14 protein-coding genes are annotated in these 15,476 nt (G+C 49.7%); 13 read left to right on the top strand and 1 reads right to left on the bottom strand.

All coding sequences use genetic code 11. The features are described 5' to 3' along the window. Window positions 1–6: 6 nt before the first annotated feature. From JNE38_RS17520 to JNE38_RS17475, 10 genes are all read left to right on the top strand, one after another. Window positions 7–1,251, top strand: coding sequence for a competence/damage-inducible protein A (locus JNE38_RS17520; protein ID WP_203254935.1), 1,245 nt, complete (start codon window positions 7–9; stop codon window positions 1,249–1,251). Between the two features lie 7 nt (window positions 1,252–1,258). Then, entirely contained in the window at window positions 1,259–2,848 is a 1,590-nt protein-coding gene (locus tag JNE38_RS17515) for a DEAD/DEAH box helicase (RefSeq protein ID WP_203254934.1), read from the top strand. 170 nt (window positions 2,849–3,018) lie between these two features. Beyond that, complete coding sequence (recA, locus tag JNE38_RS17510) at window positions 3,019–4,077, top strand: recombinase RecA (RefSeq protein ID WP_203254933.1); 1,059 nt, start codon at window positions 3,019–3,021, stop codon at window positions 4,075–4,077. A gap of 69 nt (window positions 4,078–4,146) precedes the next feature. Further along, a complete protein-coding gene (locus JNE38_RS17505; protein ID WP_203254932.1) occupies window positions 4,147–4,794 on the top strand; it encodes a RecX family transcriptional regulator in 648 nt (215 codons plus the stop codon). A 278-nt stretch (window positions 4,795–5,072) separates the two neighbouring features. Continuing rightward, window positions 5,073–6,614: a ribonuclease Y gene (gene rny, locus JNE38_RS17500; RefSeq protein WP_203254931.1), complete on the top strand. Its 1,542-nt coding sequence runs from the start codon at window positions 5,073–5,075 to the stop codon at window positions 6,612–6,614. 105 nt (window positions 6,615–6,719) lie between these two features. Then, window positions 6,720–7,514, top strand: coding sequence for a TIGR00282 family metallophosphoesterase (locus JNE38_RS17495; protein ID WP_203254930.1), 795 nt, complete (start codon window positions 6,720–6,722; stop codon window positions 7,512–7,514). Window positions 7,515–7,631: 117 nt separating this feature from the next. Next, window positions 7,632–7,892 (top strand): stage V sporulation protein SpoVS, encoded by a 261-nt coding sequence (spoVS, locus tag JNE38_RS17490; protein ID WP_003385776.1) that lies wholly within the window; start codon window positions 7,632–7,634, stop codon window positions 7,890–7,892. Between the two features lie 90 nt (window positions 7,893–7,982). Continuing rightward, window positions 7,983–8,921, top strand: a complete 939-nt coding sequence (locus tag JNE38_RS17485) for a dipeptidase (protein ID WP_203254929.1) — start codon at window positions 7,983–7,985, stop codon at window positions 8,919–8,921. Between the two features lie 182 nt (window positions 8,922–9,103). Then, window positions 9,104–10,882 (top strand): 2-oxoacid:acceptor oxidoreductase subunit alpha, encoded by a 1,779-nt coding sequence (locus JNE38_RS17480; protein ID WP_203254928.1) that lies wholly within the window; start codon window positions 9,104–9,106, stop codon window positions 10,880–10,882. After that, window positions 10,854–11,720, top strand: a complete 867-nt coding sequence (locus JNE38_RS17475) for a 2-oxoacid:ferredoxin oxidoreductase subunit beta (RefSeq protein ID WP_203254927.1) — start codon at window positions 10,854–10,856, stop codon at window positions 11,718–11,720. The genes JNE38_RS17480 and JNE38_RS17475 overlap by 29 nt, the downstream gene beginning before the upstream one ends. Before the next feature lie 44 nt (window positions 11,721–11,764). On the opposite strand, the gene JNE38_RS17470 is transcribed toward JNE38_RS17475, so the two are convergent. Next, a complete protein-coding gene (locus JNE38_RS17470) occupies window positions 11,765–12,805 on the bottom strand; it encodes a YkvI family membrane protein (protein ID WP_203254926.1) in 1,041 nt (346 codons plus the stop codon). A 53-nt stretch (window positions 12,806–12,858) separates the two neighbouring features. Between JNE38_RS17470 and JNE38_RS17465 the strand changes: the two genes are divergently transcribed. From JNE38_RS17465 to JNE38_RS17455, 3 genes are all read left to right on the top strand, one after another. Beyond that, window positions 12,859–13,608 carry an MBL fold metallo-hydrolase gene (locus JNE38_RS17465; protein WP_203254925.1) on the top strand — a complete coding sequence of 250 codons (750 nt, stop codon included), beginning with the start codon at window positions 12,859–12,861 and terminating at the stop codon, window positions 13,606–13,608. 38 nt (window positions 13,609–13,646) lie between these two features. Continuing rightward, window positions 13,647–14,207, top strand: coding sequence for a tRNA 5-(aminomethyl)-2-thiouridylate-methyltransferase MnmM (locus tag JNE38_RS17460; RefSeq protein WP_203254924.1), 561 nt, complete (start codon window positions 13,647–13,649; stop codon window positions 14,205–14,207). A gap of 170 nt (window positions 14,208–14,377) precedes the next feature. Beyond that, window positions 14,378–15,457, top strand: a complete 1,080-nt coding sequence (locus tag JNE38_RS17455; RefSeq protein WP_203254923.1) for a YheC/YheD family endospore coat-associated protein — start codon at window positions 14,378–14,380, stop codon at window positions 15,455–15,457. Window positions 15,458–15,476: the final 19 nt, after the last annotated feature.

Raw genomic sequence — 15,476 nt, 5'->3', positions numbered from 1 at the left:
AGGAAAATGAGAGCGGAGATTATCGCGGTGGGGACCGAGCTTTTGTTGGGTCAAATTGCGAATACAAATGCGCAGTTTCTATCGCAAAAACTTGCTGAGATCGGTGTAGGGGTGTATTTCCACACGGTTGTGGGCGATAATACGGAGCGGCTGTTGCAAGTGATTCGGTTGGCTGCGCAGCGGTCCGATCTGGTCATCTTTTCCGGTGGATTGGGTCCTACCCAGGATGATCTGACCAAGGAAACGGTAGCCGAACACGTCGGCGTTGGTTTGGTAACGGATTCACCGGCCATGCAGCGTATTGAAGACTTCTTTTTACAACGTGGCATTGTCATGACGGAGAACAACCGAAAGCAGGCCCTTGTTTTGGAAGGGAGCCATGTGTTTTCCAACGACTTCGGGATGGCGCCTGGGATGGCGGTCCGTCATGACAGTACTACGTTCGTACTCTTGCCTGGCCCGCCGAGCGAGCTGTATCCCATGGTAGAACGTTACGTGATGCCTTATCTGGTGAATCTGCTGCCAGAGCGGCAGGTGTTTCATTCCCGGGTGTTCCGTTTTTACGGAATAGGGGAGTCGGCATTGGAGGAAAAACTGATCGATTTGATCGAAATGCAGGATAATCCAACGATTGCCCCATACGCCAAGGAATTCGAAGTCACGCTGCGTGTAACCGCGAGAGCAGCGTCTGCGGTCGAAGGCGAAGCGTTGATACTGCCTGTGGAAAAAGAGATTCGCGACCGGGTCGGCCAGTATATTTACGGCACGGGCGAAGATTCCTCGCTGCATGAGGTGCTCGTCACAGAACTGATCAAAAGGAATGAGACGATCGCTTGTGCGGAAAGCTGCACAGGTGGTACGGTAGCCTCCTTGATTACGTCTGTTCCGGGTAGCTCCTCCGCTTTTCATGGCGGTGTAGTCTGCTACACAAACGAAGTCAAGAATCAAGTGCTGGGAGTCCCCGCAGAAGTACTGGAAACAGATGGCGCTGTCAGTGAAAAAACAGCCCAGCTGCTGGCTGAAAATGTAAGAGCAAAACTGGGAACGACATACGGAATCTCAGTCACGGGTGTGGCAGGACCCGACCCTTCCGAGGGCAAGCCTGTCGGGTTGGTCTATGTCGGTATCGCGGCGGAAGGTCTGCCGACGGTGGTGAAAGAGCTGCGACTTGCGGGAAGACGGCAGGCAATCGTTGGCCGCGCCGCCAAATTCGCGCTGTTTTACGCGCTGCAAATGCAAAAAGAAAGGTGACGTATTCATGACGATTTTTTCTGATTTTCCTTTACATAAATCTATTCTTCAAGCCATCCATGACATGGGGTTTGAAGAGCCATCGCCGATCCAGGCAGCTTGCATTCCAAAGGTGCTGGATGGCGGTGACCTGATTGGTCAAGCTCAGACCGGTACCGGTAAGACGGCAGCCTTTGGGATTCCGCTGGTGGAAAAGGTAAGCTCCGCTAACCGCGTGCAGGCAATCGTGCTGACGCCGACTCGCGAACTCGCGATTCAAGTGGCGGGAGAGCTTTTGCGCATCTCCAAGTACAATAAAGTGCGCACTCTGCCTATCTATGGGGGTCAATCCATCGGCCATCAAATTCGTGCGCTGCGTCAAGGCGTACAAATAGTGGTTGGGACACCGGGACGTGTGATGGACCATCTTCGCCGCAAGACCTTGAAATTGGATCATGTACATACCCTGGTCCTGGACGAAGCGGACGAAATGCTGGACATGGGTTTCATCGAGGACATCGAGACGATCATTACGCAAATGCCGGAAGAGCGTCAGACATTGCTGTTCTCCGCAACGATGCCTCCAGAAATCAAGCGCTTGGCGACTCGCTATATGAAGCAGCCGCAAACCATCGCGGTTAGCCGAGAAGAAGTAACGGCTCCATTGATCGAACAGGTGTATTACAAAGTATTTGACCGCAATAAAGTAGAAAGCCTCTGCCGCATACTGGACAGTGAAGATGTGGAGCTGGGCATCATCTTCTGCCGCACCAAGCGTGGTGTGGACGAACTCACTGAGGTTCTTCAATCCCGCGGCTACTTGGCGGATGGTTTGCATGGGGACTTGTCCCAGGCACAGCGTGACAAAGTCATGAATGCGTTCCGTGAAGGCTCGATCGAGTTCCTCATTGCGACGGACGTGGCTGCTCGCGGTATCGACGTCGGCAACGTATCGCACGTCATCAACTACGACATTCCGCAAGACTCGGAAAGCTACGTTCACCGCATTGGTCGTACTGGCCGTGCAGGCCGCAAAGGGATCGCAATGACCCTGGTGACTCCGCGCGAGGTAAGACAAATGATGTTCATCCAAAAGCAAACCAAAGCGCAAGTGCTGTCCCGCAACGTTCCTTCTCTCGAGGAAGTGGCAGAGCGCAAGCAAGAGCAGCTGCGTGAGCAATTGACCAGCCTCTTGGAGAGCGATGCGATCGCAGATATGTATCAAAAAGTGGCGGAAACTCTGGTAGGCCAATATCCTGCAGAAAAAGTAGCTGCTGCAGCGCTTCATCTCGCATTCCACAGCGAAGCGGGCCAAACCCAAGAGGTAGAAGCTTACAACTTTGGAGAAACAGGTGCTGCCAAAGGCATGGTTCGTTTCTTCTTGAACGTGGGACGAAATGCCAACATGAAGCCGCAAGATCTCGTGCGCGAGATTTCCGAATCCGTAGGCATCCCGGGCAAAGCAGTTGGCCGCATCGACATTTTTGAGAACTTCACGTTTGTGGAAGTGCCGGAAGAAGTGGCGGCATTCGTATACGAGTCTCTGCGTCAGACACGTATCAACGGCAAACGCATTAATTTGGAGCCAGCGAAGCCACGTGGAGCCAAGCGTTCCTAAGCTTCGTTTCGTGCAGGGAAAAGACAGTCATTTCGCCGGAAACTCAGGCGGATGGCTGTCTTTTTGTGATGCGAATATTTGTTCGCAAAAAACACTTGGCAAACGGTTCTATCTCGATGTATGATTAAAACAAGCAAAACAGAAGCGAATGTTGAAAGGGTGTGTACCATTTGTCAGATCGTCGCGCAGCTTTGGAAAGTGCTTTGCGTCAAATAGAAAAACAGTTCGGAAAAGGTTCCATCATGAAGTTGGGGGAAGTAGCCAACGTTCAAATTTCTACCGTATCCAGTGGAGCGCTTGCTCTTGATATCGCTCTCGGAGTTGGTGGATTCCCACGCGGACGGATTGTTGAGATCTACGGTCCTGAGTCTTCTGGTAAAACCACAGTTGCACTTCATGCGATCGCGGAAGTACAAAAACAAGGCGGACAAGCTGCCTTTATCGATGCGGAGCACGCACTGGACCCTGTGTACGCTGCCAAGCTGGGTGTGAATATCGATGAGCTGCTGTTGTCCCAGCCTGATACAGGTGAGCAAGCTCTCGAAATCGCCGAAGCGCTGGTTCGCTCGGGCGCTGTAGATATTATCGTAGTTGACTCGGTAGCAGCACTGGTGCCGAAAGCGGAGATCGAGGGTGAGATGGGTGATTCTCACGTTGGTCTGCAGGCTCGTCTGATGTCCCAGGCTCTGCGCAAGCTGTCTGGTGCGATCAACAAGTCCAAGACGATTGCGATCTTCATCAACCAGCTTCGTGAAAAAGTAGGGGTCATGTTCGGTAACCCGGAAACCACTCCAGGTGGACGCGCCCTCAAGTTCTACGCGAGCGTTCGCTTGGATGTTCGTAAAGCTGAGTCCATCAAAGTGGGCAATGACATCTTGGGAAGCAAGACCAAGATCAAAGTCGTGAAAAATAAAGTGGCTCCACCGTTCAAGGTTGCGGAAGTTGACATCATGTACGGTGAAGGGATCTCCAGGGAAGGTAGCATCCTCGACATTGGTTCTGAGATTGATGTGGTACTGAAGAGCGGAGCATGGTACTCCTTCAATGAAGAGCGCCTCGGACAGGGTCGTGAAAATTCAAAAATTTACCTGAAAGAGAACCCGCACGTTGCTGCCCAAATTGAAACAAAGGTCCGCGAGTATTTCAGTCTCAATCCTGGCTCTATTCCGGAAGCAGAAGCAGTCATCGATCCTGAGCAGGACGAAGAACCGACTTTTGATTTAGAGTAAACGGAAGTGTAAAACAGCAGCCTGTCAATGCGACAGGCTGCTTTGTTAGCTTGGGGAAGGGGGAACGCGATGAAGAGCGGAATGATCACTGCCGTTCATCGGGACAACAAACAGAAGCAGCGGTATCACATCGATCTCGATGGGGATTATGCTTTTTCCGTACATGAGGACATCCTGGTCAAATACAATCTCTTTAAAGGGACGGAAGTAGACGAGCCGTTCTATCATGAGGTACTGGTAGCTGAAGAAAAGCATCGGGCGTATCTGAATGCCTTGCGCTACTTGGGCATACGTCCACGGACGAAAAGCCAGCTGCACGCATACCTGCTGGAAAAAGGCTTTCTCCCATCGGTGGCGGAAGAAGTATGCAATCGATGCCTCGAGCAAGGCTACATCGATGATGAAGCATTCGCTCGCCAGTGGGTGGATGAGCGGCTGCGGCTCAAGCCTCGTAGCCCCTATATGCTGCGTATGGAGCTTCAGCAACGAGGGATCGACAGGAGCATCGTAGAAGATGCGGTGAGGGGTGTTTCTAGGGAGGATGAACTCTTAGCAGCACGAGCTTTGATAGAGAAAAAAGCGAGAAGGCTCGAGGGTCCACCGAATCCCGACGAAGAGAGAAAGCTGCTGTCGATGCTGATGCGAAAGGGTTTCTCTCATGCCGTCATTCAACAGGTGCGGGGCGAATTGCGTCAAAGAAACGAAGGGCAGGCTTGACCCAATTTGCATGATCTTGACAATTCTTGTTCACAAATAATAAAATAGATTTGTATTTACTTGGTGTATCATAACTTTTTGCTGGTTTTCTTACTCGTTGCCTGTGGAACAACTGAAGACCCGTGCGACGAGTGCGGATTCAGCGGACCGAGTCGAATCGGTCTTGTTTTTTAGTCGAATGTCCGATGGTTGATCAAAACGACAGCGGCACTCCATGAAAAACGAATGCTTGGAAAGCGGGGAGATGTCTTACCATAAGGAGGTGAAATGAAGAACCTATGGATCCTATTCTAACTGTAGTCATTGTGCTCATCGCTCTGCTCATCGGTGCGGGTGCCGGCTACTTCACACGCAAATCCATTGCGGAAGCGAAGATCTCTAGCGCGGAAGAAGCTGCTAGACAGATCGTAGAAGAAGCGAAACGGGACGCCGAAGCCGTTAAAAAAGAAAAGGTACTCGAAGCCAAGGATGAAGTTTTCAAGCTTCGTTCAGAGGCGGAAACCGAACTGCGCGAGCGGCGCAACGAGATACAACGTCAGGAACGTCGAATCCTGCAAAAAGAAGAATCGTTGGACCGCAAGATGGAACAGCTGGAGCGTAAAGAAGAAGAATTGTCTGATCGCGACAGAGCCATCGCAGAATTGCAAAGCAAGGTAGAGCACTTATATAAAGAACAAGTTTCTGAGTTGGAGCGTATTTCTGGACTGACACAGGATGAGGCGAAAAATATCATTCTGACAGACGTTGAAAATACGGTTCGCCATGAAATGGCTGTGATGATCAAAGAGATTGAGACACAAGCCAAAGAAGAAGCGGACAAACGAGCTCGTGAAATCATTACGACTTCCATTCAGCGTTGTGCGGCAGATCATGTAGCGGAGACGACTGTTTCCGTCGTTACCCTGCCAAACGATGAGATGAAGGGACGGATCATCGGTCGTGAAGGACGTAACATTCGCGCACTGGAAACGTTGACGGGTATTGATCTTATTATCGACGATACCCCTGAAGCTGTGATCCTGTCTGGTTTTGACCCGATTCGTCGGGAAATTGCTAAGACTGCTTTGGACAAGCTGGTCGCTGATGGACGCATTCACCCAGCCCGCATTGAGGAAATGGTGGAGAAGGCGCGCCGTGAAGTGGACGAGCGAATCCGTGAGTATGGGGAACAAGCGACGTTTGAAACCGGTGTACACGGATTGCATCCGGACCTGATCAAGATCCTTGGTCGTTTGCGTTATCGTACAAGCTACGGTCAAAACGTACTGAAGCACTCGATGGAAGTAGCGCACCTCGCAGGATTGATGGCAGCCGAATTGAAAGAAGATGTCAAACTCGCGAAACGCGCTGGTCTTCTTCACGATATCGGAAAAGCGATCGACCACGAAGTCGAAGGCTCCCACGTGGAAATCGGTGTGGAGTTGGCCAAGAAGTACAATGAGCATCAAGTGGTTATCAACAGTATCGCATCGCACCATGGTGATACAGAGCCAACCTCCGTTATCGCTATGCTGGTAGGAGCTGCGGATGCATTGTCTGCTGCTCGTCCAGGCGCACGCCGTGAGACATTGGAAACCTATATCAGACGTTTAGAGAAGCTGGAAGAGATCTCTGAGTCGTTCGATGGAGTAGAGAAGTCTTATGCGATTCAAGCTGGACGCGAAATCCGCGTAATGGTTCAGCCTGAGAAGATTGACGATGCAGAAGCGACACGCTTGGCTCGTGATATCACGAAACGAATCGAAAATGAACTCGACTATCCTGGTCATATCAAAGTCACGGTTATCCGTGAAACGCGGGCGGTTGAGTATGCAAAGTAAAGTGGCGAAATGCCACTTTACTTTTTTTCTAATCTTGGACAGGTTTCGGGAAAGGTTTTTTTATCTTTCCTCCGTTGTGTATACTAGCAGTTGAGGTGATAGGGAATGAAGTTGTTGTTTCTTGGAGATATCATGGGCTCCCCTGGAAGGGAAATGGTTAAAACGTACCTACCGCTCTTAAAAAGAAAATACCAGCCCACATTTATCGTCGCAAACGGGGAAAATGCCGCTCACGGCAGAGGAATTACGGAAAAGATCACGAAAGAGCTGTTTGAGCTTGGTGTGCATGCCATCACACTGGGCAATCATACATGGGACCAGAAAGAAATCTTTGATTTTATCGATGATGAGCCGCGCATGATCCGTCCCGCGAATTTTCCTGAGGGGGCACCAGGAAAAGGAATCACGTACATCAAGCAATCCGAGGGTGAGCTGGCGGTCATCAATCTGCAGGGGCGCACCTTTTTGCCACCATTGGATTGTCCGTTCAAGATGGCTGACAAATTGGTGGAGCAAGCGAGGAAGCGTACGAAATACATTTTTGTCGACTTCCACGCTGAGGTCACTTCCGAGAAGCAAGCGATGGCTTGGTACTTGGATGGAAGAGTGAGTGCGGTAGTAGGAACCCATACACATGTGCAAACAGCGGATGAACGAGTCCTTCCGCAGGGAACCGGATTTTTGTGCGATGTCGGCATGTGCGGTCCGAGCAACGGGATCTTGGGAATGGAGAGGGAAGCGGTTATCAAAAAGTTTTTGACGCAGCTTCCGGTGCGGTTTGAAGTAGCGCCAGATCCCGCTCAACTAAACGCCGTTTTGATTACTCTCGACAAAGCGAATGGGAACGCGAAAAAATTGGAGCGAATCCGAATTGACGCCGACCACCCGTTTATGGAATAATATGAATAAGATTAGAATTTTTTGAATCTTTCATGACAGTTAGCAGGAATTTTTAGGGGTTATGCGAATATCATTCTAATGATGACAGGATTCCTATCAGACGGGAGGTTCAAAAGGATGGAAGTATTAAAAGTTTCAGCAAAGTCTAACCCCAATTCCGTTGCTGGTGCCCTTGCCGGCGTGCTTCGCGAACGCGGGGCGGCTGAGATCCAAGCTATTGGCGCTGGGGCGCTTAACCAAGCAGTGAAGGCAGTAGCAATCGCACGAGGGTTCGTAGCGCCGAGTGGAGTTGACCTCATTTGTATTCCAGCCTTTACCGACATCGTGATTGATGGAGAAGAACGAACTGCAATCAAACTAATCGTAGAACCCAGATAGTACAAGTGAACACCGTTTGGCTGGCCTGTTTGTTCAACGAATGAACAGGTTTTTTCGTTTGTCTGCGCAAAAGAAGAAGGAGAGTTGGTCATGAAGGTATTTGACGCACATTGCGACGTATTGGGAAAGCTATGGCAGCATCCAGAGATTGATTTTTACAAAGGCGATAAACGGATCCACGTAGGTTTCCCTGATCTGATAAAAGGGAATGTAGATATACAGGTACTCGCTTGCTTCGTTCCGACGTCAGTGCCGTTTGGCCGTCGTTTTCATACGGTGCTCGAGATGATCGATGTATTTTATGAGCGGGTAGCGAGCGATCAGTTCCGCCCTATCTACACCAAGGCGGATTTGGAGGATAGCGTATTAAAGGGGCGGAAAGGGGCTATTCTGTTTGTAGAAGGAGCACATGCGCTGGAGGAGAGCCTCGTGCAGCTGCGTACATGGTATCGGTTAGGTATTCGAGGAATGACCCTGACATGGAATCATGGCAACGCAGTCGCGGATGGCAGCGGCGAGCCCAATCCAGGAGGAGTGACCGGATTTGGGAGACAAGTTGTCGCTGAGATGAACCGATTAGGTATGATCATCGACGTATCCCATCTGTCCGATCCGGGCTTTTGGGACATTATGGAGCTTTCACAGGCGCCAGTGATCGCTTCCCATTCCAATGCACGTCAGCTATGTGACCATCCTCGCAATCTGACAAATGAACAAATCAAAGCGTTGATAGCGAAAGATAGCGTAATGGGCCTCACGTTTGTAGACTTCTTTACAGTGAATGAGAAGCGTACGGTTTGGATTGACGATTTGCTGAGGCATCTGGATCATGTATGTGGATTAGGTGGAGTCGACCATGTCGCCTTCGGATCCGATTTTGATGGCATTTCCCAAACCTACGGAGACCTCACCTGTGCGGGAGATTACTCCCTTTTATTAGAAGCCTTGCTAAAACGTTATAAAGAGGAAGAAGTATTCAAATTTGTGCAAGGAAATTGGTTGCGTGTTTTCGGAAACGTGCTACAATAATACCTGTAGATATATTAATGAACCAAGTTCAACATTAAAATTCAGGTCAAAAGTAAGTTGAGTAAAAGCACTTGCAATTTTAGATGGACAGGACTACAATTGGTACTGTCTATGCACAAAATTGTCACATCTTATGTAAGATGGGCAGCTTTTCTCACAGTCACTGAAAGGGTGGAATCTGAATGATTAGTCAACTTTCTTGGAAAGTTGGAGGACAGCAAGGGGAGGGCATCGAGAGTACTGGTGAGATCTTCTCGATGGCGATGAACCGGATGGGCTACCATCTGTATAGCTATCGTCACTTCTCTTCCCGTATTAAGGGTGGACATACCAACAACAAAATCCGCGTGAGCACTACGCCAATGCGCGCGATTTCTGACGATCTGGACATCCTAGTAGCTTTCGACCAGGAGACGATCGATTTCAATGCGCACGAGCTGCGCGAAGGCGGCATCATCATCGCGGATGCTAAATTCAATCCAAAATTGCCAGACGGTTTGAAGGAAGTTCGCTTCTTGACCGTACCACTTACTGAAATTGCAGATGAACTGGGAACTTCCCTGATGAAAAACATGGTGTCGATCGGTGCTTCCAGTGCAATCCTGGGCATCCCAGTGGAAAGCTACCGCGTCATTGTTGAAGATATGTTCCTCCGCAAAGGCGAAAAAGTGGTTGAAAAGAACATGGACGCTATTCGCCGCGGTTTCGAATTTGTAAGCGAATTAACGGGTGGCCAACTGCCTGAGTTCCAATTGGACAAAGCAGATCCACAAAAACAGCTGTTCCTGATCGGTAACGATGCGATTGCTCTCGGAGCAGTAGCAGCAGGATGCCGTTTCATGCCTGCTTACCCAATTACTCCTGCTTCCGAAGTAATGGAATACCTCATTAAAAAGCTGCCTAAATTGGGTGGTACTGTTATCCAAACAGAAGATGAGATCGCTGCGATCACCATGGCAATCGGTGCTAACTTCGCTGGTGCACGTTCCTTGACTGCATCTGCTGGTCCTGGTCTGTCCCTGATGATGGAAGCAATCGGTCTGGCTGGTATCACTGAGACTCCAGTTGTCATCGTTGACACGCAACGTGGTGGTCCTTCTACTGGTATGCCGACCAAAATCGAGCAATCCGACGTTAACGCAATGATCTATGGTACTCATGGTGACATTCCGAAAGTCGTAATCGCTCCAAGCACTGTGGAAGAATGCTTCTATGATACAGTCGAAGCTTTCAACCTTGCTGAAGAATATCAACTGCCAGTTATCGTGGTGACTGACTTGACTCTGTCTTTGGGTAAACAAACCGTTGTACCTTTCGACTACAGCCAAGTGGAAATCCGCCGTGGTAAGCTGTTGGCTGGACAAGAATTGCCTGAGAAAGAGCAAAACGACCTGTTCAAACGTTATGAAGTAACCGAAGACGGCGTTTCTCCTCGCGTAATTCCTGGCCAAAAATACGGTCTGCACCATGTTACCGGTGTTGAGCATGACCAAACAGGTCGTCCATCCGAGAACGCAGCTAACCGTAAAGCTCAAATGGAAAAACGCATGCGCAAACTGAACGGCGTGCTGAAAAACTTCAAAAACGCTGTAACCGTTGACGCACCTCATGCAGATGCTGACGTTCTGGTTGTGGGTATCAACTCCACCATCGGTACGATTCAAGAAGCAAAAGCTCGTCTGGAGCAAGAGGGTGTGAAGGTTAACCATGCCCAAATTCGCCTGTTGCACCCATTCCCAGCTGAGGAAATGGCAGCACTTGTTGCAAAAGCGAAAAAGGTTGTTGTCGTAGAACACAACATCCAAGGACAAGTTACAAACCTTCTCAAGCAGCACGTAGGCAACGCAGAGAAGATCGAATCCGTGCTGAAATATGACGGAAATCCGTTCTTGCCAAAAGAAATTTATGCTGAAGTGAAGGAGCTGGTAAAACATGGCGACTATGAAAGAGTTTCGAAATAATGTAAAGCCAAACTGGTGCCCGGGCTGTGGTGACTTCTCCATTCAAGCAGCGATTCAACGTGCTGCAGCGAATGTAGGCTTGGAGCCTGAAGATCTGGCAGTTATCTCTGGTATCGGTTGTTCCGGTCGTATTTCCGGCTACATCAACTGCTATGGTTTCCACGGTATTCACGGACGTTCCCTGCCGATCGCACAAGGTGTGAAAATGGCTAACCGTGAACTGACTGTAATCGCAGCAGGTGGAGACGGTGACGGTTTTGCAATCGGTATGGGTCATACTGTGCATGCTATCCGCCGCAACATGAACGTCACTTACATCGTAATGGATAACCAAATCTATGGTCTGACAAAAGGACAAACCTCTCCGCGTTCCGCGACTGGTTTCGTTACCAAGTCTACACCAGCAGGTTCTATCGAGTCTTCCATCTCTCCAGTTGAACTGGCGCTGTCCGTTGGTGCAACCTTCGTTGCTCAATCGTTCTCCAGCGATCTGAAAGGCTTGACTGAGCTGATCGAAAAAGGTATCCAACACGAAGGTTTCTCCCTGATCAACGTGTTCAGCCCTTGTGTAACTTACAACAAAGTGAACACCTATGATTGGTTCAAAGAGAACATCGTACCAGTAGAGACAATCGAAGGCTACGATCCTCATGACCGTATCAAAGCAATGTCCACTTCCATGCAACACAAAGGTTTGATCACTGGTCTGATCTACCAAAACACTGAGCAAAAATCTTATGAGTCCCTTGTAAATGGATTCAAAGAAGAAGGCTTGGTAAACCAAGACATTCGTTTGTCTGATGAAGACTTCGCGAAACTGGTTGCAGAATTTGCTTAAGGTTTCGATGAAAAACCTCTCCTTTATGGGAGAGGTTTTTTTATTTAGGTTTGGGTACGACCGCGCCACTGGCGATAGAGCAGCATGACCAGGAAAAAGACGACGAGCTGGCCAAAGAGAGGATATAAGAAGCGCAAGAGCGAGCTGAAGCCGATAAAACTGATCAAGTAACTCAGTACAAGAATGCCGAGTAAAATCGTCGCGCTACGCAGCCGTGTAACCAGGCGCAGTTGTTCGGCAAGTCCGAATACGTTGGCTACCAGTGTAGAGAAAATTTCCGCGTAGACGAGTAAGGAAAATAAAAGGGGAATGCCGCGTCCCACCCCCTGGAGCAGCGCAATCATGGGCATTTCCGCCTGCTGGATACCGGGCATTTTCGCAGCTAAGGAACTAAAGGCCAGGAAGAGCAGCAGCCCGATCCCGAGTCCCCCGATGATGCCTCCGGCAATCAAGGGTTTTTCACTGGTGCTTTCACGACCGATTGGCACAAGAACCGCTTGTGTAAGGGTGACATTTAAGGCAACATAATAGAAGGGAGAGCTAAGCCACACCAATGGCCGGGTTGACTCGCTGATGAGAATGGGGTCTTTCCAGGGCTCTGTGTACATAAAGACGAGCAAGGTAAATGCAATCAGCATCGGAACGAAGATACTGTTGACACGATGGATGGCAAAAAGTCCTTTTCGTGTGACGACGAAAATCATGAGCATGCTGAGCCAAATGCCCACCTGAGAAGGCAATTGGAACGATTCCCAGAAGATCGCACCCGTTGCGGCGAGCATGACGGAGGTAGTGCCGAACATCACCGTTAGAAGCAGGCTGTTGAAGACCGTGCCGAATGGATGACCAAACAAGTACGTACTGACTTCCTGGTAAGAATTGGCCTGGATTTGATAGGAAATGAGCATAACACGGGTGCCAGCCCATATAAATAAGGCGGTCGCCAACAAAATTCCTATCAAGCCTTGGGTACCATATTGAACAAAGAATTCCACAATTTCTCTGCCAGAGGCAAAACCAGCTCCCACGACGGTTCCAATGTACGTAAAAGCGATCTGCCATGCAGTTTTCCATGATCCTTGCATCTCAGACCTCCTGTCCCACCTTATTCCATCCTATGAATAGGAGTGATCCGAATATGCGCGTTACTGTTTTGGGTTATCAATCTCCGTATCCTGGACCTGGGGGAGCGACCCCCGGTTATCTGATCGAGACGGACCACATTCGTCTCTTGCTTGATTGCGGGAGCGGAGTGCTGTCCGAATTAGGCAAGCATTTCCCTATTTATGAGCTGGACGCCCTGATTCTCTCTCATTACCATCATGATCATGTAGCGGACGTAGGTGTACTTCAATATGGCCTAATGGTCCATCAGTTGTTCAAAGAGAGGGATCCAGAGAAGCCTCTCCCCATCTATGCACCTGAAACACCGACTGCACATGCAGAAAATCTGCCGTATCGGGATGCGACCAGGTTTTACCCGGTACGAGAGGAGAGCACGGTGACGATTGGGGATATACAGATCGGTTTTTTGCGTACCGATCATGGAGATGGCGATCCCTGCTATGCGATGCGTCTGGAGTGCGGGGGCAAGGTCTTGGTCTACGGGGCTGACAGTGGTCCTGCAACGAACTGGGGAAGCTTTATCAGAGAGGCTGATCTTTTCATCTGCGAAGGGACCTATTTGGATCATAATTTGCCAAAAACACCGAACGGTCATCTATCGGTGAGGCAAGCGGCAGAATTGGCACAGGAGCATGCCTGCCGAGCCTTGTTGATCACGCATCTATACCATGGCTACGATGCCGCTGAAGTGCGCAGGCAAGCAGAGGCCTATACCGCCGGGAAGTGCTATGTGGCAGAGGTCGGGCTGGGAATTAACCTATAGAAAGAAAGCGGTCATTACATAGTGAGGAGAATGTGAAGATGTTTCCTAATGTTTTGGAGGTTGCACGCAAGTTGATCAAAGAGAGAGTGCAGGCAGGAGAAACCGTCATTGATGCGACGATGGGCAATGGCAACGATACGCTCTTCCTCGCCCAGCTTGTGCAGGGGGCTGGCAAAGTGATTGCGTATGACATTCAACCGCTGGCGATGGAAAAGACGCGTGAACGGCTAGAGCGTGAAGGGGTATTGGAATGGGTAGACATGCGCCTCACGAGCCATGAAGAAATCGAGTCGGTCATGGAGCCTGTTGGAGCCATCATGTTTAATCTCGGGTATTTGCCAGGAGGAGATAAAGAAATTACTACTCAGGCTGCCAGTACAATCCGGGCAATCGAGGCGGGTCTGAAGGTGCTGCGTCCGGGTGGCATCATGACCGTGATGATCTATTGGGGTCATTCCGCTGGTGAGGTGGAAAAAGAAGCGGTGGAAACCTTTTGCCAGACGATCAGCCAATTGGACTTTCTCGTCTTGAAATACCAGTACGTCAATCAGCAAAATCAGGCGCCCTTTTTGCTCGCCATCGAACGTAGAGACGTCTAGTCAAGACGATGCTCTTTTCCCGGGCAAGCGCAGATTGCGACAACGAGCGCGAGCAATTCGGGAATCTTGTCAAAACAGATTTGCCGACAGCTTATTAGGCGAAAAATAGGCACGCCCCTGCCAGTCGAGACACATACCTTAAGTTGAGGAATGCAGCAAGGGGGATCTATGTGAATAGAATCGGCATTATGTTGGACTGGGGCATTATGCAGAGGGGAATCAAAGGAGACAAGTCTTACGAGCACTTGCCTTATTATGTCGAAATCGGTAAAGAGCTTGGCTTGGAGCCGGTTTTTTTTCATCCCTTGCACGTTATGGCAGGTGAAGAAAAAGTCCGCGGATACTTTTGGAATGGGAGCCGGCTGGTCCCCCGTCTGGTTCAGATCCCACGTGTCATTCATAACCGAGTCTTGACCGGAAATGCCAGAGCGCGGGGTGTGATCAGTCGGCTCAGCAAAAAGAAGAAAGTCTTCAACGGACTGGTCGTACGGGATAAGCGAAGAGTCCATCAGATGCTTTGGAAAAACCCGCAGATTCGCAAGTATTTGCCGCATACGGTAGCGTACTCGCCTAGTCAGCTCAGACAGTTTTTGGAGATGTATCGGGTGGTATACGTGAAGCCTTCCATCGGCTCGGTTGGAATTGGAGTCGCACGCATTGAGCGGCATGGAAACGAGTATCATTTTATTGCGTCAAAAAAGAAAAAAACCATGTCCTTGAATCAGTTGATGCGAACCGTGCGCAGTTGGGTTGGGGGAAAGCGATTCTTAATCCAGCAAGGTATTCAATTGGCACGCTACGAGGGAAAAACCTTTGACATTCGCGTATCTGTTCAGCGGAATGCGGATAAGGAATGGGCTGTGAGCGGTATGGTCGCCAAAGTTGCCAATCAGCATAACAAACTTAGCAACCTGTCTCGTGGAGGCCGAGCAGTACCATTGACGACAGCCATTGCACCGACGATCGCAGAGGATGCGCAAGCAGAGACGATGGAGCGCATCAAGGAAGCAGCCATTGAGATCGCCAGACAGTATTCCCACCATTTCCCGTCTCTGGCCGACTTGGGGATGGACATGGGGATCGACGAAAAAGGCAACCCGTACTTGATTGAGGTAAACGTGAGAGACCAGCGCTACTCATTTTACAAAGCAGGCGAAAAAGCCATGTTTAAGCAGACGTACCGACATCCGTTAGAATACGGGCATACATTGCTTCACGAAGAAAGAAAGCCGAAAAAAAAACCTGCTTGATTTCCAGGAAATAGTAGGA

Origin of the sequence: Brevibacillus choshinensis (assembly GCF_016811915.1) — a bacterium.
GTDB lineage: Bacteria > Bacillota > Bacilli > Brevibacillales > Brevibacillaceae > Brevibacillus > Brevibacillus choshinensis_A.
Note: the sequence above shows the minus strand (reverse complement) of the source record. Positions and strands in the feature narration are given on the sequence as shown.

What these genes read in the sequence shown, in the direction of transcription:
- JNE38_RS17475 (WP_203254927.1), top strand. Translation starts at nt 10,854, where the DNA reads ATGGCGACTATGAAAGAGTTTCGAAATAATGTAAAGCCAAACTGGTGC.
- JNE38_RS17465 (WP_203254925.1), top strand. Translation starts at nt 12,859, where the DNA reads ATGCGCGTTACTGTTTTGGGTTATCAATCTCCGTATCCTGGACCTGGG.
- JNE38_RS17485 (WP_203254929.1), top strand. Translation starts at nt 7,983, where the DNA reads ATGAAGGTATTTGACGCACATTGCGACGTATTGGGAAAGCTATGGCAG.
- JNE38_RS17505 (WP_203254932.1), top strand. Translation starts at nt 4,147, where the DNA reads ATGAAGAGCGGAATGATCACTGCCGTTCATCGGGACAACAAACAGAAG.
- spoVS (WP_003385776.1), top strand. Translation starts at nt 7,632, where the DNA reads ATGGAAGTATTAAAAGTTTCAGCAAAGTCTAACCCCAATTCCGTTGCT.
- JNE38_RS17480 (WP_203254928.1), top strand. Translation starts at nt 9,104, where the DNA reads ATGATTAGTCAACTTTCTTGGAAAGTTGGAGGACAGCAAGGGGAGGGC.
- rny (WP_203254931.1), top strand. Translation starts at nt 5,073, where the DNA reads ATGGATCCTATTCTAACTGTAGTCATTGTGCTCATCGCTCTGCTCATC.
- JNE38_RS17515 (WP_203254934.1), top strand. Translation starts at nt 1,259, where the DNA reads ATGACGATTTTTTCTGATTTTCCTTTACATAAATCTATTCTTCAAGCC.
- JNE38_RS17460 (WP_203254924.1), top strand. Translation starts at nt 13,647, where the DNA reads ATGTTTCCTAATGTTTTGGAGGTTGCACGCAAGTTGATCAAAGAGAGA.
- JNE38_RS17495 (WP_203254930.1), top strand. Translation starts at nt 6,720, where the DNA reads ATGAAGTTGTTGTTTCTTGGAGATATCATGGGCTCCCCTGGAAGGGAA.
- JNE38_RS17470 (WP_203254926.1), bottom strand. Translation starts at nt 12,805, where the DNA reads ATGCAAGGATCATGGAAAACTGCATGGCAGATCGCTTTTACGTACATT.
- JNE38_RS17520 (WP_203254935.1), top strand. Translation starts at nt 7, where the DNA reads ATGAGAGCGGAGATTATCGCGGTGGGGACCGAGCTTTTGTTGGGTCAA.